Source organism: Glycomyces sp. NPDC021274 (genome assembly GCF_040641195.1).
Lineage (GTDB): Bacteria > Actinomycetota > Actinomycetes > Mycobacteriales > Micromonosporaceae > Glycomyces.
This window is the reverse complement of sequence record NZ_JBFADC010000020.1, coordinates 1-24993: the sequence shown is the minus strand read 5'-3', so window position 1 is coordinate 24993 and position 24993 is coordinate 1. Positions and strand designations below refer to the sequence as shown.

The window sequence follows — 24993 nt, the reverse complement described above, 5'->3', positions numbered from 1 at the left end:
CGCCTACAGGCTAGATCCTATGGGTCTGCCCCGGCATCGTAGGGTTCTCAGGCGACGCAGCGGTTACACCGGCATTGCCAACTTGGCGGTAGAGTGACGTCAAGGAACCATCCCGCTCCCACTTTGTGAAGGCAACGCCATGGAAGCCGTCATCGTCCTGCTGCTCATCGCCGCCGCCGTGTTCGCCGGCTGGTGGCTCTGGCGCAGGAACTCCCGCAAGAACGAACCCACCCCGCCGCCCCCGCCGGCCGACCCGTTCGCGGACGCCGACACCGACGTGCTGCGCGGCGACCCGATGCGGCTCAAGGCGGCCGACCTGGTCGAGCTGTACGGCAAGACCCTCGCGGTGCGCGGCACGCTGCGCCTGTCGGAGGGCGACTACCGGTGGGCCGAGCACTTCCTGGACACCGGCACCGGTGTGCGGCGCTGGCTGTCGGTCGAGGCCGACCCGGACGTGGAGATGGTGCTGTGGGAGGAGGTCACCGACACCGACCTGCAGCCCGGCCCGCGTGAGCTCAGTCACGACGGCGTCTCGTTCAAGTCGGACGAGAAGGGCAAGGCGAAGTACGTGAGCGAGGCGACGACGGGCCTGGCCCCCCAGGGCACCCTGCGCTATCACGACTATGCGGGCCCCGACGGCCAGAAGCTCTCCTTCGAGGCGTTCGGCGACGACGCCAAGTGGGAGGTGGCGAAGGGGCTTACCCTGGACCGCAACCAGGTCACGATCTACCACCAGAGCGACGAGGCCTGAACCCCCCGTCCCCACGCTCGATCCCCCACTGGAGCCCACGCTGATAGCGCATATCGAGGTGCCGTTCGTCGACGTCTCGGCGGCCTCGCTCACCTTCCGGCCCGACGCCCCGGCGATGCCCGTCCTCGACCTGCTCGAACGCGACGCCGGGCCGCTGCGGCTCTCGCTGCGGCTGCTCGGCGCGAGCCACCAGGCGGTCGTCGCGACCCCGGACGGGCTCATCAGCGAGACCCTCGCCTACCGGTCCGACCTCGGACCGGACCTGCCCGAGGCGTTCACCCAGCGGGTCGGCTCGTGGCGGCACCGCTACGAGTGCACGGTCGAGAAACTCACGGTTCCCGAACTGCGGCAGCGGGTCCGGGCCCTGCGCGACCGGGCCGTGCTGCGCACCGGCGAGCCGGACCTGCTCGTGGGCGTGTTCGGGGACGACCTGGACGCGCTCACGGCACTGGAGGTCACCGGGACGGCGCCGCTGTCGTGGCGGACCGTCCACACCTACCCGCAGTACGGCGAAGTCGTGACCACCCGGAGCACGGTCGTACCGACGTAGTCGCAATGCGACCGTAAGCTGAACCGACTCCCCGACAGGACGACCCGAGGACCACCGATGACCGATCAGCACCCGCCCCCTCCGCCGCCCGCCTCCAGGGGCTTGAACTGGAAGCACTGGACGGCGATCATCGTCGTGATCGCCCTGTGCTGCGGCGGGGTCTTCCTGATGAACACGAACTTCTCGAACCCGACGGACACGATCCGCGACCACTACACGCGGGCCGCGAACCTCGACGAGGGCGGCGGCAGGGCGTACACGTCCCCGGACTCGCCGGCGGTGGTGGCCGACCAGATCGACGACGACGCCGAAGCGCGCTCGGAGCGGTCCTCGGGCGGCACGTACTACCTGCAGTACTCCAAGCACATCGTGGCGGTCTCGCCGTACAACGGCGGCTCGAAGATCCTGCTGCACGACTACCGCAGCGGGTACAACCACTACTCCTCGGTGTTCATCCTGTGGGGATGGTCGTCCTCACCCCCCTCGCCGTTCCGCGGCGGCGGCCCCGGCTCCGGCAAGTAGCGCGAACCCAACCCAGACAAGGAAAGGCAACCCATCATGCTCGCACAGGTTGAAAGTCAACTGGGAGGGTTCGGAGGCGACGTCGCCGGCGCGCTCGCCTACAGCATCATCGGCATCGCCCTGATGGTGCTCGGATTCTTCATCGTCGACTGGCTCACCCCAGGCAAGCTCGGTGAACTCATCTGGACCCACCGCAACCGCAACGCCTCGCTCCTCCTGTCCTCCAACCTGGTCGGCGTCGGCCTCATCGTGGTCGGCGCGATCTGGGCCTCCGAGGGCGACCTCGTCCAGGGCGTCATCTCCACGTTCGTGTTCGGCGTGATCGGGCTCGGCGCGATGGCCGTCGCGTTCCTCATCCTCGACCTGATCACCCCCGGGAAGCTCGGCGCGCTCGTCGTCGACGAGGAGCCGCACCCGGCCGTGTGGGTCAGCTCGGCGATGCACCTCGCCCTCGGCGGGGTCATCGCGATGGCGCTGTCGTAATGCCGGTGCCCTCGTGAAACTGGTGCCGTCTTGACCGCTGAGGCCGCCCCTCAGACCGTGATGCCTGCGCGCCGGGTCCGCCTGGCGCGCTTCGGTCTGCTCGCCACCGCGTTCGCGGTCTCGGCGTGCGGGCTCGTGTACGAACTGGCGCTCATCACCTTGGGCGCCTACCTGGTCGGGAACACCGCGAAGCAGGCGTCGATCGTCCTGGCGGTCATGGTGTTCGCGATGGGGCTCGGGGCGCTGGCGGCGAAGCCGCTGCGCCGCTGGCCCGCACTCGCGTTCGCCGCGGTCGAGCTCGCCCTGGCGCTGCTGGGCGGATTCAGCGTCATGCTGCTGTACGCGGCGTTCTCCTGGACCGACCTGTACAGCCTGCCGCTGGTGCTCGTCGCCGCGGCCATCGGGCTCCTGATCGGCGCGGAGATCCCGCTGCTCATGGAACTCCTGCAACGCATCCGGGAGCAGGCCGCGGGCGCGGCGGTCGCCGACCTGAACGCCGCGGACTACCTGGGCGGGCTCATCGGCGGCCTCGCGTTCCCGTTCATCCTGCTGCCGTTCTTCGGGCAGATCCAGGGCGCGCTCCTGGTCGGCGCGGTCAACGCCGTCGCGGGCGTCCTGCTGGTGTGGATCCTGTTCCGCCACGACCTCTCGAAGGCCGCAAAGCAGCTGCTCACCGTCGTCGCCGCACTGACCGCGGTGCTGCTGGTGGCCGCGTTCGCGTACACCGGGAAGTTCGAGACCGCTGCGCGGCAGGCGCTGTACGCGGCGCCGATCGTCTACAGCGAGGACAGCCAGTACCAGCAGATCGTCATGACCGAGGCGGCCTCGCCGTTCGGCGAGCAGGACCTGCGGCTCTATCTGAATGGCGACCTGCAGTTCTCCTCAGTGGACGAATACCGGTACCACGAGGCGCTCGTCCACCCGGCCATGAACGGCCCCCACGAGAACGTCCTGGTCCTCGGCGGCGGCGACGGCCTCGCCGTGCGCGAGATCCTCCGCTACCCCGACGTCGAGACGGTGACCCTGGTCGACCTCGACGGGGCCGTCACCGACCTCGCCCGCGAATTCGACGACCTGGTGGCGCTCAACGAGGACGCCATGAACGACCCGAAGGTCCAGGTGGTCAACGCGGACGCGTTCACCTGGCTGCGCGAGCAGACGGGCACTTGGGACACGATCATCGTCGACATGCCCGACCCCGACGCGACCGAGACCGCGAAGCTCTACTCCGTCGAGTTCTACGGCCTGGCCACGGACCACCTCAACGACACCGGCCGGATGGTCGTCCAGGCCGGCTCCCCGTACTTCGCGCCGAAGACGTTCTGGACCATCGCCGCGACCCTCGAAGCGGCCGGCCACGCGCCCGCCCCGTACTGGGTGTCGGTGCCCAGCTTCGGTGACTGGGGGTACATGCTCGTCCAATCCGGCGGCGAACTCCCCGACCTCGGCCTGGACACCTCAGTCGGCCCGTTCCAGTCCCTCACGCCCGAACTCATCGAAGCCGCCCAGGTCTTCCCGCCCGACCGCGACCGCATGGACATGGAGCCCTCCACGCTCAATCGCCCCGTGATCCTCGACCGGGTCGAATCCGAGTGGAACAACTACTGACCCCATGCACCCCGCCCCGCATCCCATCGCCGTCCGTTACAACCCGGTCGTCCCGGGCCTCATCACCGCCATGGGCGCGCTGACGCTCATCGGCGGGATCACCCTCATGTCAGGCATCGTCGGCGCGGGCGCCATCGGCTTCCTGCTCTCGGGGCTCATCTCGCTCCTCATCGGGATCCTCCAGTTCACGAAGCCGTACTGCGTCTACGAGCCCGCTACCGGCACCCTGCGGCTGATCGACCTCTTCGGCTACAAGGACAAGATCCACGGCGCCCCCGCGGGCGAACACCTCTACTTCAACGGCCGCAACCTCATCCGCGTCACCCCACAGGGCGCCCACCTGCCCGTGAAGACCTGGACGGGCCACACCGAGGACCTGACCCGGCTGTTCGCGGCACTGCCCTACTACCCGGCCTGAACCGCGCCCCGAGGCCGGTTCGACACGACGCGATATCCTGGCACTCCCCTCGCCCCGTGTCCCCACAAGCCCACAAGGAACAGCAGTGACCGCAACGCAGAACCCCTACCTCGTCACCGTCAAGTACGGCACCGGCCTCTCAGTCCTCAACATCGTCGCCGGCGGCATCCTCGGACTGCTGGGCGTGCTCGCGCTCGTCGGCGGCCGGTTCAGCTTCTGGATCATCCTCGGCCCGCTCTTCCTGATCATGGGCGTCCTCTCGTTCACCCGGCCCTACTGCACCTACGACACCGCGACCGGTGCACTGGACCTGTTCCACCCCTTCGGGTACCGCATGCGCTCCTACGGCGCGCCCAAGGGCGAGCGCATCTACTTCGACCCCGCCAAGTCCAAGATCATGCGCGTCGGCCAGAACGGCAAGCCCCGCAAGGTGAACATGGTCGGCATGAACCGCGACGACCTCGCCCGCCTCATCTCGGTCCTCCCCCAGGCCTGATCGCGCAAACGGCAGGGCCCGAATGCAGAAGCGTTCGGGCCCTGCCGTGCGCTACCGGTTCGCGAGGAAGGACCGGACGGTTTCCCGTCCGGCCCTTCTGTGCTGATCAGCCCTTGACGCAGACGACCTGACGCAGCCGCGCCACGATCTCGACGAGGTCGGACTGGGCGGCCATGACCCGCTCGATGTCCTTGTAGGCGCCGGGAATCTCGTCGAGGACCCCGGCGTCCTTGCGGCACTCGACGCCCTCGGTCTGGGCGATGAGGTCCTCGGCGGTGAAGCGCTTCTTCGCCGCGTTCCGGCTCATCTTCCGCCCCGCACCGTGCGAGGCCGACTCGTAGGCGTCGCCGTTGCCGAGGCCGCGCACGATGAAGCTCGAAGCGCCCATCGAACCCGGGATGATCCCCATGTCCCCCAGACCCGCGCGGATCGCGCCCTTGCGGGTCACCAGGAGGTCCTGGCCGTCATGCTTCTCCTCCGCCACGTAGTTGTGGTGGACGGAGATCTCGGGCTCGAAGCGGACCTTCGCGAACCGCTTCTTGACGACCTGGCGCAGGAGCGCCATCATGACCGCCCGGTTGCGGCGCGCGTACTCCTGCGCCCAGTACAGGTCGCGCCGGTACGCCTCCATCTGCGGCGTGTCGGCGATGAACACCGCCAGATCGGGGTCGGGCAGGTCAGCGTTGTGCGGCAGATCCTTCGCCTTCTCGATGTGATGCTGCGCCAGTGCGTTCCCCACGTACCGGGAGCCGGAGTGGAGCATCAGCCAGACCTGGCCATCGTCAGATAGACAAACTTCGATGAAATGGTTGCCGCCGCCCAGGGTGCCGAGCTGCTTCATCGCCTTTGCTTCGGCCCTTCGGGCGACCTGCGGGGCCAGATCGTCGAAGCCTGACCAGAACTCGTGCCAGCCGTGCAGACCGGTCTTGACGTGACCGGTGTCGACCGAGCTCTTGTGCATGGCCTGGCCGACCGGAATCGCAGCCTCGATCGCCGAGCGGAGCCGCCCGAGGTCGTCGGGCAGATCGTCGGCGGTGAGCGAGGTCCGCTGCGCGGTCATGCCGCAGCCGATGTCCACCCCGACCGCCGCGGGCGAGACCGCGCCGCGCATCGCGATGACCGAGCCGACCGTGGCGCCGATGCCGTAATGCACATCGGGCATGACGGCCACACCGTGGACCCAAGGAAGCCGCGCGATGTTGTGGAGCTGGCCGAGCGCCTGCGGTTCGACCGAGTCGACGTCGCCCCACAGGCGGATCGGAGCCGCCTTGGACTTGAGGTCGGTGAAGGACATGGAGGGGCTCCTCTCAGAGGGGTCATTGTGGACAACCGGCCGAGTTGCGAGGTCAATGTTCCTACGCACGCATGCGAAAGTCCAACACATTAATAGGGCGCGCCTTGGGCGCCTTGCAGAACAGGGCTCGCAGCTGGTCGCTGCAGTTCCTGGGCCGGTACCCTTGGCCCGGATCACCTCCCCCCTCCCTGAAAGCACTGATCATGCAGCCCCGCTTTGCGCCCCGGCGCGCTCGTCGACAGATGACGGCTGCCATCGCTGGAGCCAACCTCTGCTTGATCGCAGTGATCGCGATGCAGGCCGCCGGATACCTCTGGTGGCACGGCGAATTCGCCGAACTCATCGGTTGTCTGCTGCTCCTGGCAGCGGTCGCGCTGGTCGTCGTGTGGTTGCGGCTGCGGTGGCGACTGGGTCGCGCGGCGACGGTCCGAAGGCTTTCGAAGAGCGAGCTCCCATCCGCAGAGGCCACCGCACGGCGACTGCTGCGGCGACGGGCATTCGCCGTCCACAGCATGATGCTCCTCGGCGCCTGCGCGGTCTTCGCCCTAGTCGCGGGCACGCTCGGCGACGACCCCGCCTGGCGCGCCCTCATCGAGGGCGACCCCGGCATCAGCCCGGTCGACATCACCGCGATCAGCGAAGTAGAGCAGTCCAGCAGCCGGCGCGGTCCCCGGTACAGCTTCGAGTTCACCGGCTCCATCACGACCAGCACCGGCTTTCATCCGGTCCATGACCAGATCAGCAGCAACATCGATCCACGCGGGACCGACAACTGGGACGGTCTGGTGTGGGCGGTCTACGACCCCGACGATGTCCGCCTTGGCATCGTGTTCGCCGACTCGTACTCCGAGGCGGTTCAGGTCACGAAGTTTCCACTGACTCCGGTGTTCGCGTTCGGCGGATACGGTCTCGTACTGCTCTCGGCCGCCGCGCTCTTGAAGCCGCCTTCGAAACGGATCGAGGAGATCGCCGTGCCGGGTCGACTCGCGTACTACCGGGGGGACACGGATCGACCGTCCAGGGGCGATCTCTGGTCCCTGGCAGTCCTGATCCTCATTGCCGGCATCGTCTACCTGGGCTGTGCACTCCGGCTGATCCCGACGAGCGGATTCACCGACCAGCTCTTCGACACCGCGTCAACGGGGGTCTTCGTCTATGGCCTCGCAATGCAGATCATCGCGCTGGTCATCGCGAACTTCCTGGCCGGCTTCGCTGTAGGCGACGCCAGATTCCCGGCCCGCTGAGCACCTCGTCCCTATTGGAGGGCCTCGACCAGGAGGTCCGTGAGGGCCTTCGCGTACTGGCCGTCGGGGTCGTAGTCGGGGTCGAAGACGGTGAGGTCCATGCCGGCGCAGCGGTCGTCGGCGGCGCAGGTCGTGATGATCTGGCTCAGCTCCCCGAGGGAGATGCCGCCGGGCGCCGGGCCGTCGACGGCGGGCATCACCGAGGGGTCGAGGACGTCGGTGTCGACGTGGAGCCAGAACGTCGCCACGTCGCCGAGCGCGTCCAGCGCCCACTCCGCGGAACGGCCGACGCCGTTGGCGCGCAGGGCGGGCACGGTGCGCATGTTGACGCCGGAGGCCTCGAGTTCGACGCGGTGCGGGTCGTCGGCGCGCAGGCCGAGGACGACGAGGTGGTCGGTGTCGACGTAGGGGCGCAGACCCCCGATGTCGGTGAGATCGGGCTGGCCGCGACCGGTGGCCAGCGCCAGTTCCTCGGCCGCCGCCGCGCCCACGTACTGCGAGTTCCCCGGGTGGCGGAAGTCGGAGTGCGCGTCGATGAAGACCAGGCCGCGGTCCTGGCGGTCGCGTTCGGTGCGCCGGCGAGCCGCGAGCGCGGGACCGAGGAGGATCGAGCAGTCGCCGCCGAGGACGAGCGGGAACCGCCGCTCCTGCCACAGGCGCTCGACCCGGTCGGCGAGGCGGCGCGTGTACTCGGCGATAGCCTTCGCCTGGCCGACGCCGTCGCCGGGGCGCCACGCGGAGGCGTCGAACCGCGGCGGGGTGAGGCACCCGGCGTCGACGGCGTTGAGGCGCGAGAGGAGGCGGTGGTCGCGCAGCGCCCCCGGTGCTTTCGCGCAGCCGGGGACGGTGCTGGGGGTGGGCGGGCGCAGTCCGAGGTTGGAGGGCGCGTCGAGGACCGCGATGCGTCTCGATCGAGTCGCTGGCAACGCTCACCTCCCACAGGGCACCGGCCACGTTAGCTTGTCACAGCGGACCGCCCCGGCACCAGCTCCGGCGGTCCACCGAACGGCCGAACCTCCGCGTCACAGGGTGGCGCGGAGGTTCGGATCGCCTTGCGGCGGTGGTCGATCGGTTAGAACAGGACGGCGCTGAGCTTGCGGCGGGCCTTCGCCACAGCCGGGTCGTCGACGCCGGCGACGGTGAACAGCTCGACGAGGCGCTTGCGCAGGCGCTCGCGGTCGTCGCCGAAGTTCTTGGCGACGAGCGCGATGAGCCGCTCGTAGGCGGCCTCGGCCTGGCCCGAGAGGAGCTGCAGGTCGGCGGCGGCGAGGGCCGCGTCGATGTTGTCCGGGTCGGCGTCGCTGATGGCGACGGCGTTGTCGGGCAGGGCGCCCACGCGCCGCAGCATCCGCACCTGCGCGAGCCCGGCCTCGGCCTCGCCGGACGCCGGGTGGTTCTTGAGGTACTTGTCGTAGGCGGCCTCGGCGGCGTCGAGCTGGCCTTCGACCATGAGGTTCTCGGCGTTGACGAGCTCGGGGTCGACCGGCTGGGGCACGTCGAGCCCGGCCGCCTGCGTGACGCGGCCGATCCACTGGCGCAGGCTCTGCTCGGACTGCGGGCCCTGGAGCAGGTCGAGCGGGCGGCCCTGCGCGAGCGCGACGACGGCGGGCAGCGACTGGAGCTGGAGCGCGGCGGCAAGCTGCTGGTTCTGCAGCACGTCGGCCTTCGCGAGCACCCACGCGCCCCCGGCCTCGGCGGCGAGGCGCTGCAGGGCGTCGCGCACCTGGAGGCTCTCGGGCACCTGGTCGGCCCAGAAGGCGACGATGACGAGCGCGTCGAGGGAGCGCTCGAGCACTTCGCTCTGGACGGTCGCATCGGTGACGTCGATCGCTACGACGCCGCCGCCGCCGGGGAGGCCGCCCTGCTGGGACTGCGCGGCCTGCTGCTGCGCGGCGGCCGCGAGGGTGCTGAGGTCGACGCCTCCGGAGAATCGTGACGGTACCTGGTCGCTCATAGTGGTGATTGTTCCATTCTCATCGTGGCTCGGGAGTAGGGGCCGGTCGCGGTGTGGGACGCGGCGCGGCGGGAATAAGCGGCGGATAAGCGGCGCCCGGCGGCTTCGTCGCGGCCTTTGCAGGCGAGGCGGTCGGCGCGCTCGTTGCCCGGGTCGCCCGCGTGGCCCTTGACCCAGCGCCAGTCGACGGTGTGGCGGGCGGCGGCCTCGTCGAGGCGGCGCCACAGGTCGGCGTTCTTGACCGGCTCCTTCTTGGAGTTGATCCAGCCGTTGCGCTTCCAGCCGTTCATCCACGACGTGATGCCGTTGCGCACGTAGGAGGAGTCGGTGTAGAGCACGACGTCCATTGGCCGCTTGAGGGTCTCCAGGGCCTGGATGGCGGCCATGAGCTCCATGCGGTTGTTCGTGGTGGCCTTCTCGGCTCCGTAGAGCTCCTTCTCGTGCGCACCCCACTGGTAGTAGACGCCCCAGCCCCCCGGGCCGGGGTTGCCGGAGCACGCCCCGTCGGTGTAGATGACGGCGGTGTCCTCGTTCGCGTCCGGTTTCGGCATGAACGCCAGCTTAGTCGGCGAGCGCCGAGACGGCCTCGATGGCCAGCAGGACGCCGATCACCAGGAACAGGCCGGAGGAGACGTAGCGGACGACCTTCTCGGGGATGCGCTTGGCGATCCAGGCGCCGGCGAACACGGCGAGGAGGTCGGCGGCGAGCATGCCGGCGGTGCCGCCGATCCAGACGCCCCACGGGTCGTAGCTGGAGCCCATGCCCATCGCGATGAGCATGGTCTTGTCGCCGAACTCGGCGAGGAACATGGCGGTGACGATGGTGAGCAGGCCGGTGCGGCGCTCCTTGATGGGGCCGTCGTCCTCGTCGTCGTCCTTCTCGGGTTTGAGGCCCCAGAGGCCGAAGCCGATGAACATGACCGCCGCGGCGAGGCGGATCCAGTCCGTGGGGAGCAGGTTCCCGACGGCGGCGCCGACGCCCACGGAGAGGCCGATGAGTGCGCCGATGGCGATCACGAGGCCGAGGATGACGGTGCGCATCCGGTATTTGGTGGCGAACGTCAGGGCCATGAGCTGGCTCTTGTCCCCCATCTCGCCGAGGAAGACGGCGCCGAAGGCGATGCCTGCGGCGATGAGCAATGCGTCCATTGAGGGTGATCCTCCCAGTGTTCACGCCGGGAGGAGGGCAGTCGCGGACCTCGACCCGGCCGTACGGCCTTGGTCGAAGGTCTCGCTCGCCCCGGGAACCGAGGCCGTGCGGCCGGGTCCGGTTCGGCGAGCCGAGTGGGACCAGTATGTCGACCGCAGCGTTGGGAGCTACTCCCCTTCTGCGCTGGCAAGTGTACGCGCGGACCCGTCGCCGCGGCGACGGGTCCGGTGCGTGACGTGCGCCGCGCCGGTCAGGCGGCGGTCGAGGCGGTCGCCTTGTCGGCGTTGGGTTCCGGGGCCCGGTCCTTGAGGAGGCGGCGCAGGGTGAGCGGCCCGGCGAAGGCCGCGAACGCGGCGAGCACCGTGGGGACGAGGAGCCCGGTCGTGATGGTGGTGGCCTCGGCGATGTATCCGATGGCGGCGGGGCCGATGAGGAGCCCGGCGGAGCCGGACATGGAGATGAGCGCGACGTTGGAGGGGGTGCCTCCGGCGTCGCCGATGGCGCTGAACAGGACCGGGACGATGATGGCGATGCCGCTGCCGGCGAGGAGCCAGCCGGTCCAGGCGAGGGGGAGACCGCCGGATACATCCGAGACAAGGACGAGGATGTACCCGGCGGTGGCCAGGGTGCCGGCCCACAGCAGGGTCGGGCCGGGGCCGAGCTTCGCGCGGATGGGGTCGCCGAAGAGCCGGAAGACGGTCATGGCGACGGCGAAGACGGTGTACGAGAGGGGCGCGAGCGCGGCGTCGGCTTCGAGGGCGTTGGCGGCGTGGAGGTTCGCCCAGTCGATCGCGCCGGACTCGATGAGGTGCCCGCCGAGGCCGAGGACGAACAGTGCGGCGAGGAGCAGGGCGCCGATGCGGCGGACGGGGGCTCCGCTGCTGCCGCCGGAGTTGTCTCGACCCGGTGGCGGCAGCAGCGGACGTGTGAAGGCGGCCATGGCGACCGCGCTGACGAGGGCCACGGCGATGAGGACGCCTTCGCCGCCGAAGCCGATGCCCAGGGCGAGGGCCGTGACGGCGCCGGCGAGGGCGCTGCCGAGGCTCCAGAGGCCGTGGAACGCGGAGATGATGGGGCGCCCGTAGCGCTGCTCGAGCTCGACCGAGTGGGCGTTGATGCCGACCTCGATGAAGCCGACGCCGATGCCGTAGAGCGCGGCGGCGGCGAGGAGCGTCGTGTAGCTCGGGGCGAGGGCGGGCGCGATGAGCACCAGTTGCGTGGCGGGGGCGGTCCACAGGAGCAGTTTGCGGCTGGTCACGCGGTCGGCGATGCGGCCGGCGAGGACCATCGAGCCGAGGCCGACGAGCTGGATGAGCAGGAGCGCGGTGCCGAGCTTCGCCTCGCCGAGGCCGAGCCGGGCGTCGATGCCGGGCAGTGAGGCGGCCCAGGCGCCCATGACGAAGCCGGAGGTGGCGAAGGCGCCGTGCAGGCCGATGCGGGCGCGGCGCAGGACGAGCGGGTCCGGGGTGCTGGTTGCGGTGGGCACAGCCGTTAGGTCCTTGCAGTCTCGGGGGAGGCGGGTCCGGTGGCGGGCCCGACCGTTTTTGTTCTCGACACGAACATAACAAGGTCCTGCGGTACCGTCAAGGCTTATGTTCGAGCCGAACACAAAAATTTCGGTGTGCCTGGCATAATCCCTGCATGCCCCAGACGATGACCAGCGCCGACCTCCGCATTCGCAACCAGGTCCGGCTGCTGCGCGCCGTCCACGACGCTGCCGAGCCGTTCACCAGGGCCGAGGCCGCCCGGCTGCTCGGCATCGGCCGCAACACCGCCGCCGCCCTCGTCGGCGAACTGGAGCAGGCCCGGCTCCTCCACGAGGTCCCGGCCGAATCGAGCGGACGCGGGCGGCCCACCACCCTGCTCGTGCCGCATCCCGAAGGGCCCCAAGTGTTCGCAGTCGACTTCCGGGAGGACACCTGGACGCTCGCCGCCGTGGAACTCGGCGGCGCGGCCACCGAACTCGAGACCGGCGAGCACGACCGCACCCCGGCCGCCTTCACCGAGATCCGCGCCGCCGTGGCGCGGCACGAGAGCGAACGGCTGGCCGTCGTCGGCTTCGCCACCTCGGGCCCGATCCGCGACGGCCACCGGCTGCACATCTCGCATCTCGGCTGGGACGAAGTCGAGCTCGACACCCTGTTGGCGGACTGGCCCACCACTGTGATCGACAACGACGCGCGGCTCGCCGGACTCGCCGAGTCGCGGCGAGGTGTCTTGCGGGGCATGGGAACGGCGATGCACTTCCACATCGACTTCGACATCGGAGGCACCCTGCTGCTCGCCGGGGACGCCCAGCGCGGGGGGCACAACATCGCCGGCGAGTTCGGGCACATGCCGCTAACGGGGTCCACTCTGGAGTGCATGTGCGGGGTGCGCGGCTGCTGGAGCCTCGATGTAGGCGCGAACGCGCTCGTGCGGAGGTTCGGCAAGGAACCGGGCTACGGTACGGGACGCGAACTGGCACAGGAGATCCTGCGTCGTGCCGAAGCGGGCGACAAGGAAGCGGCGGCGGCCCTGGACGACAACGCGGCGGCCCTCGGCAAAGGGCTCGGGGCGCTCGCCAACGCCCTCGACCCCGAGGCCATCAGCCTCTCTGGGCTCGGCGTCGAGCTGATCCGGTTGCGGCGCAACCTGATCGAAGACGCCTGCAGGGAGCAGCTGATGGCCTTCCGCCGGGACGACCCTCCGCAGATCCTGGCGGGGACGGTCGGCTCGGCGGGACCGCTCACGGGCGCGGCCGAGATCGCGTGGGATGCGATTCTCACCCACGACTGGCTTCGCGAGCGCCTCTGAGTCCGGCCGGGCACGTGCCTGGCGCGAACCCCACGTCGGCACCGATCCGACAGCGCCGCACGGTCACGGTGGTGGCATGAATGACAGATACGGCATGTCCTTCCGGACCATGAAGAAAGCGGCTTTGAGTACAGCCCCGTACCCGAATCCGGCAAGACGCCTGCGGCGGAACACCCAAGCCCCGTACATCCCGATGCCGATCATGCACAACGCGATGAACGCGTTCGCCAAGATGGCGAACCACGCCGCGACCCACGGCACGGGAACGGGAAACATGAGGTACATGAGCGGCACGTAGACCGCCGCGAAAGGCGGCATCGCCAGGAGCCACTGAGTTCCCCAGAGGAGCGAGAAATAGGCGCGCTCACGGCGAAAGGGCGCGAGCATCCGGCGGAGGTATTCGTCGTCCATAATGCTCCGAGGGGTAGGCGACCGCGGTCGGCGCAGCTGCCTCGATTCTGGCATGCGGTGCGCTGGGCGTGCCAGGCCGAGCAACCCTGAAACCGGGCCCGCGCAGCCGGTGACGCAGCGAGGACGGCGCCGGTCGCCTCGACATCCGGGCGGCGACACAATGAGGGGCGGACCCCAACGGGGCCCGCCCCTCATCGACTCGTCTTGCGGCGCTTGCTAGATGCCGCCCTCGAGGTGGTGGTAGACCTGGTTCCAGCGGAGTTCCTGCTTGAACTCGCGGACGTTGGTGTCCTCGCCGATGGTCACCAGTTCGATGCCGGCGATCTCGGCGAAGTCCTCCAGGACGTCCCGGCCGAAGGCCTGCGTGAACGAGGTGTGGTGGGGGCCGCCCGCGGTCAGCCAGGACTCGGCGGAGACCTCCAGGTTCGGGCGGGGCTCCCAGACGGCGCGCGCCACGGGCAGATTCGGCAGGTCCTCGTCGGGCTCGACCGCGTCGACCTCGTTGGCCACCAGGCGAAGCCGGGTGCCCAGGTCCATCATGCCGACGCAGATGCCCGCGCCCGGCGGGGCGGTGAAGACCAGGCGCACCGGGTCCTCCTTGCCGCCGATCCCGAGCGGGTGGATCTCGCAGGTGGGCTTCTCGGCCGCGATCGTCGGGCACACCTCGAGCATGTGCGCGCCGAGGATCTGCGGGGACTCCGCGCCCAGGTTGTAGGTGTAGTCCTCCATGAAGGACGTGCCGCCTTCGAGACCGGTGGCCATGACCTTCATGAGGCGCACCAGGATCGAGGTCTTCCAGTCGCCCTCGCCGCCGAAGCCGTAGCCGTCGGCCATGAGGCGCTGCACCGCGATGCCCGGCAGCTGCTTGAGCGAGCCCAGGTCCTCGAAGGTGTCCGTGAACGCCTTCGCGCCGTGCTCCTCCAGCACCGAGCGGAGCGCCAGCTCGATGCGGGCGGCGTCGCGCAGCGACTCGTGCCGCTCGCCGCCGGCCCGCAGTTCGGGCACCACGTCGTACGCGGTCTCGTACTCGGCGACGAGGCCGTCGACGGCCTTGTCCTCGATCTCCTCGACCCGCGCGGTCAGCTCGTTGACGCCGTAGGTGTTGACCTCGACGCCCAGCTTGATCTGCGCCTCGACCTTGTCGCCCTCGGTCACGCCGACATAGCGCATGTTGTCGCCGAAGCGGACCAGCTTGAGGTTCTGGACCTCGTTCCAGCCCAGGGCGGCGCGCGACCAGTTGCCGATGCGCGCCTGGACCTTCTCGTCACCCCAGTGGCCCACGATCGTCTTGCGGCGGTGGCGCAGGCGCGTCAGCATGTACCCGAACTCGCGGTCGCCGTGGGCGGCCTGGTTCAGGTTCATGAAGTCCATGTCGATGTCGGCCCACGGCAGGTCCCGGTTGTGCTGGGTGTGCAGGTGCAGCAGGGGCTTCTGCAGCACGCCGAGCCCGGAGATCCACATCTTCGACGGCGAGAACGTGTGCATCCAGGCGACCACGCCGATGCACTCGTCGGCGGCGTTGGCCTCCAGCAGCACCCGCTTGATCTCGTCAGGGGTGGTCAGCACCGGCTTGGCGACGATCTTGACGGGGATCGCGGGGGCGCCGTCGAGTCCGGCGACGATCTCGGCCGAGTTCTGGGCGACCTGCTCGATGGCCTCGGGGCCGTACAGGTGCTGGCTGCCGGTGACGAACCAGAGTTCTTTCGTTTCCATTGGTGTTACTGCTCCTTGGGGGACGGCTGCTGGCCGTAGACGTTCTGGTAGCGGTCGTAGAGCTTGTCGATGTCCGCCTGCGGGATCGGGACCGGCTCGCCGAGCTGGCGCGAGATGTGGACGGTGCGCGCCACGTCCTCGGCCATGACGGCGGCCTTCACGGCGGCCTTCGGGTCCTTGCCGATGGTGAACACGCCGTGGTTCTGCATGATCACGGCCGGGGAGCGGTGGCCCTGCAGGGTCTCGACGATGCCCTTGCCGATGGCGTCGGAGCCGATGCGCGCGAACGGGCCCAGCGGGATCTCCCCGCCGAACTCGTCGGCCATCGCCGTGATCACGCACGGGATCGGCTCGGCGCGCGCGGCCCACGCGGTCGCGTACGGGCTGTGGGTGTGGACCACACCGCCGACCTCGGGCATCCGCTGGTAGACCACGTTGTGGCTCTCCGCGTCCGAGGACGGCGCGAGCTCGCCGTCGAGGATCTTGCCCTCGAGGTCGGTCACGACCATCAGCTCGGGCGCGAGGTCGTCGTAGGAGACGCCGCTCGGCTTGATGACGATGAGGTCGGTGCCCGGGACGCGGCCCGAGACGTTCCCGCTCGTCCAGGTCACCAGGCCCCAGCGCAGGAGCTCGGCGTGCAGGTTGCAGACGTTGACCTTCATCTCCTCGACGGCCGCGGTCGTCTTGAACGTCATTTCGTTGCCTCCGTGGCGATCTTGTGCAGCGTGTGCAGTGCGCGGGAGCCGCCGCGGCCGAAGTGGTCGTGCAGCTCCTCGTAGACGGCGTACAGCTCGTCGTAGGCGTCGGCGCGGGCCTGGTCGGGGACGTAGGCGTTGCGCTCGACCTTGCCCATGGCCTCCGAGGCCGCGAAGATGTCCGGGTAGGCGCCCGCCGCGACGGCGGCGTGGATCGCCGAGCCCAGGGCCGGGCCCTGCTGGGAGGTGAGGACCGTGATCGGCATGCGCAGCACGTCCGAGTAGGTCTGCATGAGCCACTTGTTCTTCAGCAGGCCGCCGGCGGCGACGAACTCCTCGATCGGGACGCCCGCCTTGACGAGGGTCTCGACGATCATGCGGGTGCCGAACGCGGTGGCCTCCACCAGCGCCCGGTAGACGTCCTCGGGCCTGGTCTGCAGGCCCAGGCCGAGGATGACGCCGTGCAGGTCGTGGTCGACCAGGACGGAGCGGTTCCCCGAGTGCCAGTCGAGCGCGACCAGGCCGTGCTGGCCGACGGCCTGCTGCTCGGCGAGCTCGGTCAGGTACTGGTGGATCGAGATCCCGCGCTGCTCGGCCGCGGCGGTGTACTCGCCGGGGACGCCGTTCTTGGTGAACCACGCGAAGATGTCGCCGACGCCGGACTGGCCGGCCTCGTAGCCCCACAGGCCCTTGGTGATGCCGTCGCGGACCACGCCGCACATGCCCGGGGCCTCGGTCAGGTTCTCGCCGTTGACGACGTGGCAGGTGCTGGTGCCCATGATGGCGACCATCTGGCCGGGGCCGACGGCCTTCGCGGAGGCGGCGGTGACGTGCGCGTCGACGTTGCCGGCGGCGATCACGGTGCCGGGGTTCAGGCCGGTCCATTCGGCGGCCTGCGCGGTGAGCTCGCCGGCCTTGTCGCCGAGCGGCAGGAGCGGGTGCTCCATCTTGGCGTTGAAGTCGGCGAAGTCGGGGTTGAGGGCGGCCAGGTACTCGCGCGAGGGGCGCTCGCCGTCCTGCACGATGCCCTTGTAGCCGGCGGTGCAGGAGTTGCGGGTCTCCTCGCCGCACAGCTGCCACACGATCCAGTCGGCCGCTTCGATCCAGCGCTCGGCGCGGTCGTAGACCTCGCGGTCCTCCTCGAGGAGCTGGAGGCCCTTGGCGTAGGCCCACTCCGAGGAGATCTTGCCGCCGTAGCGGGGCAGCCAGGACTCGCCGCGCTCGGCGGCGACGGCGTTGATGCGGTCGGCCTGGCCCTGGGCGGCGTGGTGCTTCCACAGCTTGGGCCACGCGTGCGGGCGGTCCTTGAGGTCGTCCAGCTCGCACAGCGGGGTGCCGTCGGCCGTGGTCGGCAGGATCGTGCACGCGGTGAAGTCGGTGGCGACGCCGACCACCTGGTCGGGGCTCACACCGGCGGCGGCGAGCGCGGCGGGGACGGCGTTGCGGAGCACGTCGACCCAGTCCTTGGGCGACTGGAGCGCCCAGCTGCGGCCGAGGCGGACGCCGGAGCCCGGGAGGGCCTCCTCGATCGCGCCGTGCTCGTACACGTGCTCGGCACTGGCCAGCTCGCGGCCATCGGCCACCGACGCGACGACGACCCGGCCTGACAGGGTGCCGAAGTCGATCCCGATAGCAACGGCATCGTTGTCGCTGCCAGTCATGGCGCCTCCTTTGGGGGTGCTCGTTTTCGACTCGTTCGTCGAGGTCCTCAAGTAAAAAGTGATCGCTCACATGCTGCTGTTCCACCGCGTGAGGGTGGCGTACGCACGGATTGGATCCCCAACAACCTAACGCATTCGCACGTTCGGTACCAGCTGCGGTCCGGCGATCGGGAGCCCGAACCGGAAATACCGGATCGATTCCGGCGCACCTCGACCGGCGGGCGGCCCCTGAGTGTGATCGAGGTCCCTCCGCGCGCCACCGTGCATTGTACGTCGTACACCGTACGGGATTACTTGCGATCGGCGGCGGGTATTCGCAGCCCTGGGACCGGCCGAGCCGCGGCCGGGCGGAGCCGAAGGGAAGAGCCGATGGGCAAGCCGGGACAGCAGCAGCAGCCTCCGGGGCAGACCGAGGAGATGACCCCGAAGCCGAAGGACAGCATGGAGGGGTACGAGGGACGCGGCCTCCTCAAGGACCGCCGGGCCCTGATCACCGGCGGCGACTCCGGCATCGGCCGGGCCGTCGCGGTCGCGTTCGCGAAGGAGGGCGCGGACGTCGCCATCGCCTACCTCGAGGAGCATGAGGACGCCGAGCGCACCGCGGAACTGGTCGAGGCCGAGCACCGCCAGTGCGCGCTGCTCCCGGGCGACCTCGCGGACCGCGACCACTGCACCGCGGTGGTCGACCAGACGGTGAAGGCCCTCGGCGGTCTCGACCTGCTGGTCAACAACATCGCGACGCAGACCCCGGCCGAGCGGCCGGAGGACATCACCGACGAGCAGTGGGAGCACACGTTCAACGTGAACATGCACAGCTTCCACCGCGTGACCAGGGCGGCGCTGGCGCACATGGGCGAGGGCGACGCGATCGTCAACTGCGCCTCCGTGAACGGGCTGCGCGGCAACAAGACGCTCATCGACTACTCGGCGACGAAGGGCGCGATCATCGCCTGGACGTACTCGATGGCGCAGGCGCTCGCGCCGCGGCGCATCCGCGTCAACTGCGTCGCACCGGGCCCGGTGTGGACGCCGCTGATCCCGTCCACGCTGCCGGAGGACCACGTGGAGGGATTCGGCGAGCAGGTGCCGCTGGGCCGCCCGGCCGAGCCGGACGAGCTCGCGCCCTCGTTCGTGTTCCTTGCCTCCAACCGCATGTCGTCCTTCATCACCGGCGAGGTCATCGCGGCCCTGGGCGGCGAGACCATGCCCGGCTGAGCGACCGAGACCAACGTGCCGCGGCCGAATCCGGCCGCGGCACGTTCGTGTGTCCGGCACAGGCCGCCGCGAACTGTCGTACCCGCCGGTCAAGGTGAGCACCGGGCCCCGCCGAAGCTTGCGAGCCGTGAATTCGCAGAGATGTCCGATTTGCCAAGACCCTCCGTTCACGTTCGGACGCAAGCAAGCCCGCATCCCGATCTGTCGTAGCCGCCTGTCAGGGTTAGTACCGGGGGCCCATCGATGTCCGAATTGCCGGGACCCTCCGTTCACGTTTGCACCGCCGCACCAGGCCGGCCAAGCACGGCCACGCAAAGGCGGAGCGGCGGGCCATGGCCCGCCGCTCCGCTGCTCGTGCGTCACCTCAGTGGGTGAGGCGGCGCATCGCCTTCTTGCGCTGGCGCTGCACGGTCGTCGCAGCCGAGCCGAAGACGTCCTTCGCCGCAGCCCAGCGCTTGCGCGCGGCCTTGCGGGCCGCCTTGCGACGGCGCTCGGTCGCCTTGATCGCCTCCCGGGCCGCATCGCGCGCGGCCTTCGAGGTCCTGCGCTGGTCGCGGATGACGTGCACCCCGACCACCGCAGCTGCCGCCGCGCCCGTCGCCGCGACCACCACCGTCAGGGGGTGGCGCCGCATCGGCGCGAACGGGCCGTGCGCGTGCGCGGCGTCCTCGTCGAGCCCGAGCTTCGACCGCAGTTCCAGCACGGCGTCGTTGACCCGCTCGCGGGTCCGCTCGGCGTCCTTCTCCAAGTCCGATGTGGACTTGTGGTGGTCCGCCTCGGCGTCCTGGAGGGCCCAGTCGTGCTGGCGCACCAGGTTCTCCTCCTCGGGCTGCTCGTCCTCCGGCTGGTAGGGCATGCCCACCGCCGGGGGCGGGGCGAGCCCGACGCCGGGCGGGACTGCCGCGCTCGGCGGCACCGTCCAACCGGTCATCGGTCCATCCTCCCTCGCAGGGCCCGGGCGTCCTCCCGGGCGTGTTCCATGGTCTCGTCGGGGACCGGCGGCAGGGCCTCGCGCAGCTTGGCGCGACCCACCAATGCGAAGATCCCCGCGACCGCCAGAAGCGCCACGCCCATCACGAGCGCCGCGAGCCACGCCGGCCACACCAGCGCGAGCGCGATGCCCGCCGCGAGCGCCAGCGCCGCCCCGCCGTAGATGGCGGTGACGCCGGCGAGGGCGAACATCCCGCCGCCGAACGCCCCCTGCTTGGCCTTGTCGCCGATCTCGCGCGCGGCCAGTTGGGCTTCGACGCGGGCCAGGTGCGCCACCTGCGAGGTCAGGTCGCCGACGATCTCGCCGACCGAGCGGTCCTGCTCCTCCCAGTCGCGGCGGCCCCCGCCGCGGCGTCCGGTGCGTTCGCGGGTGTCGCGGTCGGCGCCGGCCCAGCCGCCGGCGTGCTCGCGCTCGGCGGCGCGGGCGGCCTGTGCCTCGGGGTCGTGTCGGACCTCCATGTCCTCACCTCTCTCCGCCGGGCTCAGGAGCGCTTCTCAACGGCGCGTTCGAGCTCGGCTTTGTTCATCTTGGATCGGCCTTCGATGTTCTTGCGGCGGGCCTCCTGGTACAGCTGTTCCTTGGTGCGGCCCTTGGGTCCGGAGTGCGAGCGCTTCCCGCCTCGCTTGGAGGACGACATGTCCTTGGTGGACGTGCGGCTGGCCGTCTTGGTCTTGCCCTTGCGGGCGCGCTCCTTGTTGACGGTGCGCGCGGCCATCTCCTCCGCCCGGTCCTCGCCCATGCCCCGGTCCTCTGCCTGGTCCCGGATGTGCTTGTACTGGCGTTCTTCCTTCTTGCTCCATTCCTTCGGCATGATGCCCTCCCCTCCGCGTTGTCCGGTTTCGGCCGGCTCCGATGTGGTTCGGGTTCCCCGCCCGGCTCTGAGGAAACCTCGCCTGAGCGGGAGCGGCCCAGGTCGGGGGCGCGCATACTTCGGCGGCCTCCGGGTAGCCACTTCCGGCAAGCCGAGCTTGCGGGCGACTCCCGCCGGCCGGTGCGGTTGTAGAGGGCTGCCGTGTCCGGTGGCGGAGCACCATATGAGAACGGCGCCTCGGGAATCCGTCCCGAGGCGCCGTTCCGTGCGGGCGGTCAGCGGGCCGCGCCGCGGTTGGTCTCGCCGAAGTCGCCTTCGCCGCGCGCCTCGCTCTCCTTGGGGAGCTTGGTGTGCAGGACGAAGCCGAGCACGATCATGAGGACGCCGATGCCGAGGTGCAGCAGGTCGATCGGCCAGTTGGTCGGCAGGAAGTCGGCGGTGGTCGAGTCGCCCACGATGAGGCCGTAGAGGCCCAGGAGCGCGAGGAACGCGCCGACGATGACGAGGTAGGCGCGCGCGGCCGCGACCATCCAGCCCATGATGAGGCCGACGACGCCGAGCACGAGGTGGACGAGGTTGGAGAGGACCGAGACCTCGAAGACGCCGAAGAGCTCGGCGGTCGTGTCGTTCCCGGCGAAGCTGATCCCTGAGAAGCCGGGGGTGAAGACCGGCACGAAGCCCATGACGCCGAGCAGGAGGAGCAGCCACCCTGCGGCGATCGCCCCCTGCTGGACCGCGGTGGTGCGCCGCCGCTCGGCCTCCCACCAGTGGTGGCCGGTGGTGGACATCGGTTGCGAGTTCATCGTTCCCCTCCTTCGCCCGGTGGCAGGCGCGCCGCCCGCCCGCCTATGGGCATCCTCAGGCGAGGCGGCGCGCCGCGGGGTCCGTGCGGACCCGCAGTGCCGGAGTACCCGTGAGCGGCGCGGCGACACCCGGTTTCGGGGCGGTGAGCACGGGTAGTCCTGGCGTTCAGGCACCCGACACTCTGGAGGAGCCGTGAGCGTCATCGAGGCCCGCGCAAGCGATATCGCCGATCTCGGACAGCAGCTGCGCGTCGACGCGGTGCGAGCGTCGGCCCGCGCCGGGTCGGGGCACCCGACGTCGTCGATGTCGGCCGCCGACCTCATGGCGGGTCTGCTGACCGGGCATCTGCACTACGACTTCGAGCACCCGCACCTGCCGGGGAACGACCGGCTGGTGTTCTCCAAGGGGCACGCTTCGCCGCTGCTGTACGCGATGCTGCACGCGGCGGGCGCGATCGACGAGGAGCATCTGCTGACCTACCGCAAGCTCGGCTCCGACCTGGAGGGCCATCCGACGCCGCGGCTGCCGTGGGTGGACGTGGCGACCGGGTCACTCGGGCAGGGGCTGCCGATCGGCGTCGGGATGGCGCTGGGTGCGCGCCTGTCGGGTTCGCCGGCGCGCATATGGGTGCTGTGCGGGGACGGCGAGATCGCGGAGGGCTCGATGTGGGAGGCGTTCGCGGCGGCCGCGGACTTCGGCCTGGGGAACCTGTGCGCGATCGTGGACGTGAACCGGCTGGGCCAGACGGGGCCGACCCGCTACGAGTGGGACACGGCGGCGTACGCGGCGCAGATCGGCGGGTTCGGCTGGCACACCATCGAGATCGACGGGCACGATCCGGTCGCGATCGACCGGGCGTACGCCGAGGCCGCGCACCAGGACGCGCCCACGGTGATCCTCGCGAAGACCCGCAAGGGCAAGGGCGTCGCGGCCGCGGAGGACAAGGAGGGCCTGCACGGCAAACCGCTCGACGAGTCGGAGAAGGCCGTCGTGGAGCTCGGGGGCGTGCGCGAGTCGCGCGTCCGCGTGAGCCCGCCGCGCTCCAGCGAGCCGCGGCGCACGCGGCCGTCGCGGCCGATGGCGCACCCGTCGTTCTCGGTGGGGAGCAACGCCGCGACCAGGGACGGCTTCGGCGCGGCGCTCGAAGCGCTCGGCGAGGCGAACCCTGACGTGGTGGTCGTGGACGGCGAGGTCGCCGACTCGACCCGCACGGCCGCGTTCAAGAAGGCGTTCCCGAACCGCTTCTTCGAGTGCTACATCGCCGAGCAGCAGATGATCGGGGCGGCGGTGGGGCTCCAGACGCAGGGCTGGATCCCGTACGCGTCGACGTTCGCGGCGTTCCTGACGCGCGCCCACGACTTCCTGCGGATGGCCGCGATCGGCGGCGCGGACCTGCGCGTCGTCGGATCGCACGCGGGCGTGTCGATCGGTGCCGACGGGCCGAGCCAGATGGGCTTGGAGGACCTCGCGATGTTCCGGGCGCTGTGGCGCAGCGTCGTGCTCTACCCGTGCGACGCGAACCAGTGCGCGCACCTGACCGCGACGATGGCCGATCTGCCGGGCATCAGCTACCTGCGCACCACCCGCGCCGAGACGCCGGTGATCTACCGGGGCGACGAGCTGTTCCCGGTGGGCGGCAGCCGGACCCTGGTGGGTTCGGCGCACGACCGGGCCGTGATCGTCGCGGCCGGCATCACGGTCTCCGAGAGCCTCGGCGCGGCCGAGCGGCTCGCGGACGAGGGCATCCCGGTGCGCGTCATCGACGCCTACTCGATCAAACCGCTCGATGCGCCCACGATCCGGCAGGCCGCCGCCGACACCGGGCGCGTCCTGACGGTGGAGGACCACTGGCCGGTCGGGGGCCTGGGCGACGCCGTCCTCGACGCCGTGGCCGGGCAGATCCCGGACGTGCGCTTCCACAAGCTGGCAGTGCGCGGCATGCCGGGTTCGGCCGGGCCGGCCGAGCAGCTGGCGGCGGCCGGGATCGACTCGGCGGCGATCGTGCGGGCCGTGCAGCGGCTCGTGGCCTGAGCCGGCATGAGAACCGGCAAAACGCCGCGTGGAAGGACGACCCGAACGATACTCGTGACAAAACGGCTCAACGAATGGAGACGAGCAGCATGGCAACCGCACGCGACCTCATGCACACCGGGTGCACCTGCGTCAAGAGCAACGACACCGCCGCGAACGCGGCCCGGATGATGGCCGAGCTCGACGTCGGCTCGATGCCGATCTGCGGCGCGGACGACGACAAGCTCCACGGCATGGTCACCGACCGGGACCTGGTCCTGCAGGTCATGGCGAAGGGCCACGACCCCGAGACCTACACGGTCGACCAGCTGCCGCAGCGCCACCTGATCCTCGCCGACGCGAACGAGGACGTGAACAACACGATGGCGAAGATGAAGGAGCACCAGATCAACCGGCTCCCGGTGATCGACCAGGGCCGCCTCGTCGGCATCATCTCGATCGCGGACATCGCCAACCGGATGCCCGAATCGGTGACCGGCGACGTCGTGGGCTCCATCAAGTCCTGACCCCGCTCCGGAAGTTCCTGGGGCGCAAGACCACAGGGGGTGGAATCGCCGCCGCGGCTCCGGCCGCGGCGGCGCCTTGCTGGACGGTGGCGGGGGTTTTGCCCGGGAATCGCAGGGTACGCCCAGAACCCGAGCGATTGCACAATGGAGGAATGATGCCGGAGACCGAGGCAGACACCGACCTGATCGATGTCATCATCCACGACCACCGCCGGTTCGAGGCCGTGTTCGTCGAGCTCGAGAGCCGGGCCGGCGACCCCGCCGCCCGCAAGGACCTGGCCGACCACGCCATCGCCGAGATCGTCCGCCACGGCGTCGCCGAAGAGCAGTTCGTGTACCCGGCCGCCCGCACCCGCCTCCCCGACGGCGACGAGATCGTCGAGCACGAGATCGAGGAGCACGCGGAGGCCGAGGAGGTCATGAAGGAACTCGAAGGGCTCGAACCGGAGGACCCGCGCTTCGAGCCGCTCCTCGCCCAGATGATCGAGGACGTCCGCCACCACCTGGACGAGGAGGAGCGCCACCTCCTCCCCCGCCTGCGCGAGGCATGCGACGAGGAGGAGCTGCAGGACCTCGGCTTCAAGGTGCTGGCCGCCAAGGAGTTCGCGCCGACCCGGCCGCACCCCCACGCACCCGACACGCCGCCGGGCAACCTCATCCTCGGCCCCGGCATCGGCTTCATCGACAAGATCCGCGACACGCTGACCCACCGCGATGTCTGAGAACACGTAGCGGTGGCCTTGCGCGGCAGAGGAACACGACGAAAGAACCGGAGCGGGGGGGGGGGGGGGGCGCCCCCCCCGGCGGGGGGGGCAAGTAAACGAAAACCGCCGAAAAGGCGGGTTAGGGAAATGGGGGGGGGTGGGAAAGGTGGTGGGGGGGGTGTGGT

At 70.2% G+C, this 24993-nt stretch carries 27 protein-coding genes; 13 read left to right on the top strand and 14 right to left on the bottom strand.

From position 1 onward, the window contains the following. The first annotated feature begins 139 nt into the window (after positions 1-139). From AB0I03_RS25480 to AB0I03_RS25450, 7 genes are all read left to right on the top strand, one after another. Positions 140-751, top strand: coding sequence for a DUF4178 domain-containing protein (locus AB0I03_RS25480; protein WP_360417040.1), 612 nt, complete (start codon positions 140-142; stop codon positions 749-751). A gap of 58 nt (positions 752-809) precedes the next feature. Next, on the top strand, positions 810-1301 hold the full coding sequence (locus AB0I03_RS25475) for a DUF2617 family protein (RefSeq protein WP_360417038.1): 492 nt from the start codon (positions 810-812) through the stop codon (positions 1299-1301). Between the two features lie 57 nt (positions 1302-1358). After that, positions 1359-1823, top strand: a complete 465-nt coding sequence (locus AB0I03_RS25470; RefSeq protein ID WP_360417036.1) for a DUF4247 domain-containing protein — start codon at positions 1359-1361, stop codon at positions 1821-1823. 36 nt (positions 1824-1859) lie between these two features. Further along, positions 1860-2306 (top strand): DUF350 domain-containing protein, encoded by a 447-nt coding sequence (locus tag AB0I03_RS25465; protein ID WP_360417034.1) that lies wholly within the window; start codon positions 1860-1862, stop codon positions 2304-2306. Between the two features lie 60 nt (positions 2307-2366). Further along, the gene (locus AB0I03_RS25460) at positions 2367-3914 is read left to right on the top strand and encodes a polyamine aminopropyltransferase (protein ID WP_360417061.1); all 1548 of its coding nucleotides are present in this window, start codon (positions 2367-2369) and stop codon (positions 3912-3914) included. 4 nt (positions 3915-3918) lie between these two features. Further along, on the top strand, positions 3919-4332 hold the full coding sequence (locus AB0I03_RS25455; protein ID WP_360417032.1) for a hypothetical protein: 414 nt from the start codon (positions 3919-3921) through the stop codon (positions 4330-4332). Between the two features lie 85 nt (positions 4333-4417). Further along, entirely contained in the window at positions 4418-4828 is a 411-nt protein-coding gene (locus AB0I03_RS25450; RefSeq protein ID WP_360417030.1) for a hypothetical protein, read from the top strand. A gap of 106 nt (positions 4829-4934) precedes the next feature. Here the strand turns inward: AB0I03_RS25450 and AB0I03_RS25445 are convergent, their stop codons facing one another. Further along, positions 4935-6122 (bottom strand): RtcB family protein, encoded by a 1188-nt coding sequence (locus tag AB0I03_RS25445; protein WP_360417028.1) that lies wholly within the window; start codon positions 6120-6122, stop codon positions 4935-4937. A gap of 104 nt (positions 6123-6226) precedes the next feature. On the opposite strand from AB0I03_RS25445, the gene AB0I03_RS25440 reads away from it, so the two are divergent. After that, positions 6227-7366: a hypothetical protein gene (locus AB0I03_RS25440; protein ID WP_360417026.1), complete on the top strand. Its 1140-nt coding sequence runs from the start codon at positions 6227-6229 to the stop codon at positions 7364-7366. An 11-nt stretch (positions 7367-7377) separates the two neighbouring features. Here AB0I03_RS25440 and AB0I03_RS25435 read toward each other — a convergent pair whose 3' ends face one another. The 5 genes from AB0I03_RS25435 to AB0I03_RS25415 form a co-directional block, all read right to left on the bottom strand. After that, a complete protein-coding gene (locus AB0I03_RS25435; RefSeq protein ID WP_360417024.1) occupies positions 7378-8292 on the bottom strand; it encodes an arginase family protein in 915 nt (304 codons plus the stop codon). A 146-nt stretch (positions 8293-8438) separates the two neighbouring features. Further along, the gene (locus AB0I03_RS25430; protein ID WP_360417022.1) at positions 8439-9320 is read right to left on the bottom strand and encodes a tetratricopeptide repeat protein; all 882 of its coding nucleotides are present in this window, start codon (positions 9318-9320) and stop codon (positions 8439-8441) included. Next, entirely contained in the window at positions 9317-9871 is a 555-nt protein-coding gene (rnhA, locus tag AB0I03_RS25425) for a ribonuclease HI (RefSeq protein ID WP_360417020.1), read from the bottom strand. The genes AB0I03_RS25430 and rnhA overlap by 4 nt, the downstream gene beginning before the upstream one ends. A 10-nt stretch (positions 9872-9881) precedes the next feature. Next, the gene (locus tag AB0I03_RS25420) at positions 9882-10469 is read right to left on the bottom strand and encodes a TMEM165/GDT1 family protein (RefSeq protein WP_360417018.1); all 588 of its coding nucleotides are present in this window, start codon (positions 10467-10469) and stop codon (positions 9882-9884) included. A gap of 251 nt (positions 10470-10720) precedes the next feature. Beyond that, the gene (locus tag AB0I03_RS25415) at positions 10721-11956 is read right to left on the bottom strand and encodes an MFS transporter (RefSeq protein ID WP_360417016.1); all 1236 of its coding nucleotides are present in this window, start codon (positions 11954-11956) and stop codon (positions 10721-10723) included. 155 nt (positions 11957-12111) lie between these two features. Between AB0I03_RS25415 and AB0I03_RS25410 the strand changes: the two genes are divergently transcribed. Then, positions 12112-13266 carry an ROK family transcriptional regulator gene (locus AB0I03_RS25410; protein ID WP_360417014.1) on the top strand — a complete coding sequence of 385 codons (1155 nt, stop codon included), beginning with the start codon at positions 12112-12114 and terminating at the stop codon, positions 13264-13266. A 63-nt stretch (positions 13267-13329) separates the two neighbouring features. Here the strand turns inward: AB0I03_RS25410 and AB0I03_RS25405 are convergent, their stop codons facing one another. From AB0I03_RS25405 to araB, 4 genes are all read right to left on the bottom strand, one after another. Beyond that, positions 13330-13677, bottom strand: coding sequence for a hypothetical protein (locus tag AB0I03_RS25405; RefSeq protein ID WP_360417012.1), 348 nt, complete (start codon positions 13675-13677; stop codon positions 13330-13332). Positions 13678-13893: 216 nt separating this feature from the next. Next, positions 13894-15390 carry an L-arabinose isomerase gene (gene araA, locus AB0I03_RS25400; protein WP_360417010.1) on the bottom strand — a complete coding sequence of 499 codons (1497 nt, stop codon included), beginning with the start codon at positions 15388-15390 and terminating at the stop codon, positions 13894-13896. Between the two features lie 5 nt (positions 15391-15395). Further along, positions 15396-16085, bottom strand: coding sequence for an L-ribulose-5-phosphate 4-epimerase (locus AB0I03_RS25395; RefSeq protein WP_360417008.1), 690 nt, complete (start codon positions 16083-16085; stop codon positions 15396-15398). Next, positions 16082-17746 (bottom strand): ribulokinase, encoded by a 1665-nt coding sequence (gene araB, locus AB0I03_RS25390; RefSeq protein WP_360417006.1) that lies wholly within the window; start codon positions 17744-17746, stop codon positions 16082-16084. The genes AB0I03_RS25395 and araB overlap by 4 nt, the downstream gene beginning before the upstream one ends. A 369-nt stretch (positions 17747-18115) precedes the next feature. On the opposite strand from araB, the gene AB0I03_RS25385 reads away from it, so the two are divergent. Next, the gene (locus tag AB0I03_RS25385; protein ID WP_360417004.1) at positions 18116-18961 is read left to right on the top strand and encodes an SDR family oxidoreductase; all 846 of its coding nucleotides are present in this window, start codon (positions 18116-18118) and stop codon (positions 18959-18961) included. Positions 18962-19325: 364 nt separating this feature from the next. On the opposite strand, the gene AB0I03_RS25380 is transcribed toward AB0I03_RS25385, so the two are convergent. The 4 genes from AB0I03_RS25380 to AB0I03_RS25365 form a co-directional block, all read right to left on the bottom strand. Beyond that, positions 19326-19892 carry a hypothetical protein gene (locus AB0I03_RS25380; protein WP_360417002.1) on the bottom strand — a complete coding sequence of 189 codons (567 nt, stop codon included), beginning with the start codon at positions 19890-19892 and terminating at the stop codon, positions 19326-19328. After that, the gene (locus AB0I03_RS25375; protein ID WP_360417000.1) at positions 19889-20410 is read right to left on the bottom strand and encodes a phage holin family protein; all 522 of its coding nucleotides are present in this window, start codon (positions 20408-20410) and stop codon (positions 19889-19891) included. The genes AB0I03_RS25380 and AB0I03_RS25375 overlap by 4 nt, the downstream gene beginning before the upstream one ends. 23 nt (positions 20411-20433) lie before the next feature. Continuing rightward, a complete protein-coding gene (locus tag AB0I03_RS25370) occupies positions 20434-20763 on the bottom strand; it encodes a plasmid stabilization protein (protein WP_360416998.1) in 330 nt (109 codons plus the stop codon). Positions 20764-21038: 275 nt separating this feature from the next. After that, positions 21039-21566: a DUF4383 domain-containing protein gene (locus AB0I03_RS25365; protein ID WP_360416996.1), complete on the bottom strand. Its 528-nt coding sequence runs from the start codon at positions 21564-21566 to the stop codon at positions 21039-21041. A 193-nt stretch (positions 21567-21759) separates the two neighbouring features. Between AB0I03_RS25365 and AB0I03_RS25360 the strand changes: the two genes are divergently transcribed. From AB0I03_RS25360 to AB0I03_RS25350, 3 genes are all read left to right on the top strand, one after another. Continuing rightward, a complete protein-coding gene (locus AB0I03_RS25360) occupies positions 21760-23598 on the top strand; it encodes a transketolase (protein ID WP_360416994.1) in 1839 nt (612 codons plus the stop codon). An 89-nt stretch (positions 23599-23687) separates the two neighbouring features. Continuing rightward, complete coding sequence (locus tag AB0I03_RS25355; protein WP_360416992.1) at positions 23688-24104, top strand: CBS domain-containing protein; 417 nt, start codon at positions 23688-23690, stop codon at positions 24102-24104. Between the two features lie 155 nt (positions 24105-24259). After that, entirely contained in the window at positions 24260-24826 is a 567-nt protein-coding gene (locus tag AB0I03_RS25350) for a hemerythrin domain-containing protein (RefSeq protein WP_360416990.1), read from the top strand. Positions 24827-24993: the final 167 nt, after the last annotated feature.

Coding starts and splice junctions, on each gene's coding strand:
- AB0I03_RS25395 (WP_360417008.1), bottom strand. CDS start 16,085: ATGACGTTCAAGACGACCGCGGCCGTCGAGGAGATGAAGGTCAACGTC.
- AB0I03_RS25365 (WP_360416996.1), bottom strand. CDS start 21,566: ATGAACTCGCAACCGATGTCCACCACCGGCCACCACTGGTGGGAGGCC.
- AB0I03_RS25380 (WP_360417002.1), bottom strand. CDS start 19,892: ATGACCGGTTGGACGGTGCCGCCGAGCGCGGCAGTCCCGCCCGGCGTC.
- AB0I03_RS25430 (WP_360417022.1), bottom strand. CDS start 9,320: ATGAGCGACCAGGTACCGTCACGATTCTCCGGAGGCGTCGACCTCAGC.
- AB0I03_RS25420 (WP_360417018.1), bottom strand. CDS start 10,469: ATGGACGCATTGCTCATCGCCGCAGGCATCGCCTTCGGCGCCGTCTTC.
- araB (WP_360417006.1), bottom strand. CDS start 17,746: ATGACTGGCAGCGACAACGATGCCGTTGCTATCGGGATCGACTTCGGC.
- araA (WP_360417010.1), bottom strand. CDS start 15,390: ATGGAAACGAAAGAACTCTGGTTCGTCACCGGCAGCCAGCACCTGTAC.
- rnhA (WP_360417020.1), bottom strand. CDS start 9,871: ATGCCGAAACCGGACGCGAACGAGGACACCGCCGTCATCTACACCGAC.
- AB0I03_RS25385 (WP_360417004.1), top strand. CDS start 18,116: ATGGGCAAGCCGGGACAGCAGCAGCAGCCTCCGGGGCAGACCGAGGAG.
- AB0I03_RS25405 (WP_360417012.1), bottom strand. CDS start 13,677: ATGGACGACGAATACCTCCGCCGGATGCTCGCGCCCTTTCGCCGTGAG.
- AB0I03_RS25465 (WP_360417034.1), top strand. CDS start 1,860: ATGCTCGCACAGGTTGAAAGTCAACTGGGAGGGTTCGGAGGCGACGTC.
- AB0I03_RS25480 (WP_360417040.1), top strand. CDS start 140: ATGGAAGCCGTCATCGTCCTGCTGCTCATCGCCGCCGCCGTGTTCGCC.
- AB0I03_RS25410 (WP_360417014.1), top strand. CDS start 12,112: ATGCCCCAGACGATGACCAGCGCCGACCTCCGCATTCGCAACCAGGTC.
- AB0I03_RS25470 (WP_360417036.1), top strand. CDS start 1,359: ATGACCGATCAGCACCCGCCCCCTCCGCCGCCCGCCTCCAGGGGCTTG.
- AB0I03_RS25455 (WP_360417032.1), top strand. CDS start 3,919: ATGCACCCCGCCCCGCATCCCATCGCCGTCCGTTACAACCCGGTCGTC.
- AB0I03_RS25445 (WP_360417028.1), bottom strand. CDS start 6,122: ATGTCCTTCACCGACCTCAAGTCCAAGGCGGCTCCGATCCGCCTGTGG.
- AB0I03_RS25355 (WP_360416992.1), top strand. CDS start 23,688: ATGGCAACCGCACGCGACCTCATGCACACCGGGTGCACCTGCGTCAAG.
- AB0I03_RS25460 (WP_360417061.1), top strand. CDS start 2,367: ATGCCTGCGCGCCGGGTCCGCCTGGCGCGCTTCGGTCTGCTCGCCACC.
- AB0I03_RS25370 (WP_360416998.1), bottom strand. CDS start 20,763: ATGCCGAAGGAATGGAGCAAGAAGGAAGAACGCCAGTACAAGCACATC.
- AB0I03_RS25375 (WP_360417000.1), bottom strand. CDS start 20,410: ATGGAGGTCCGACACGACCCCGAGGCACAGGCCGCCCGCGCCGCCGAG.
- AB0I03_RS25350 (WP_360416990.1), top strand. CDS start 24,260: ATGCCGGAGACCGAGGCAGACACCGACCTGATCGATGTCATCATCCAC.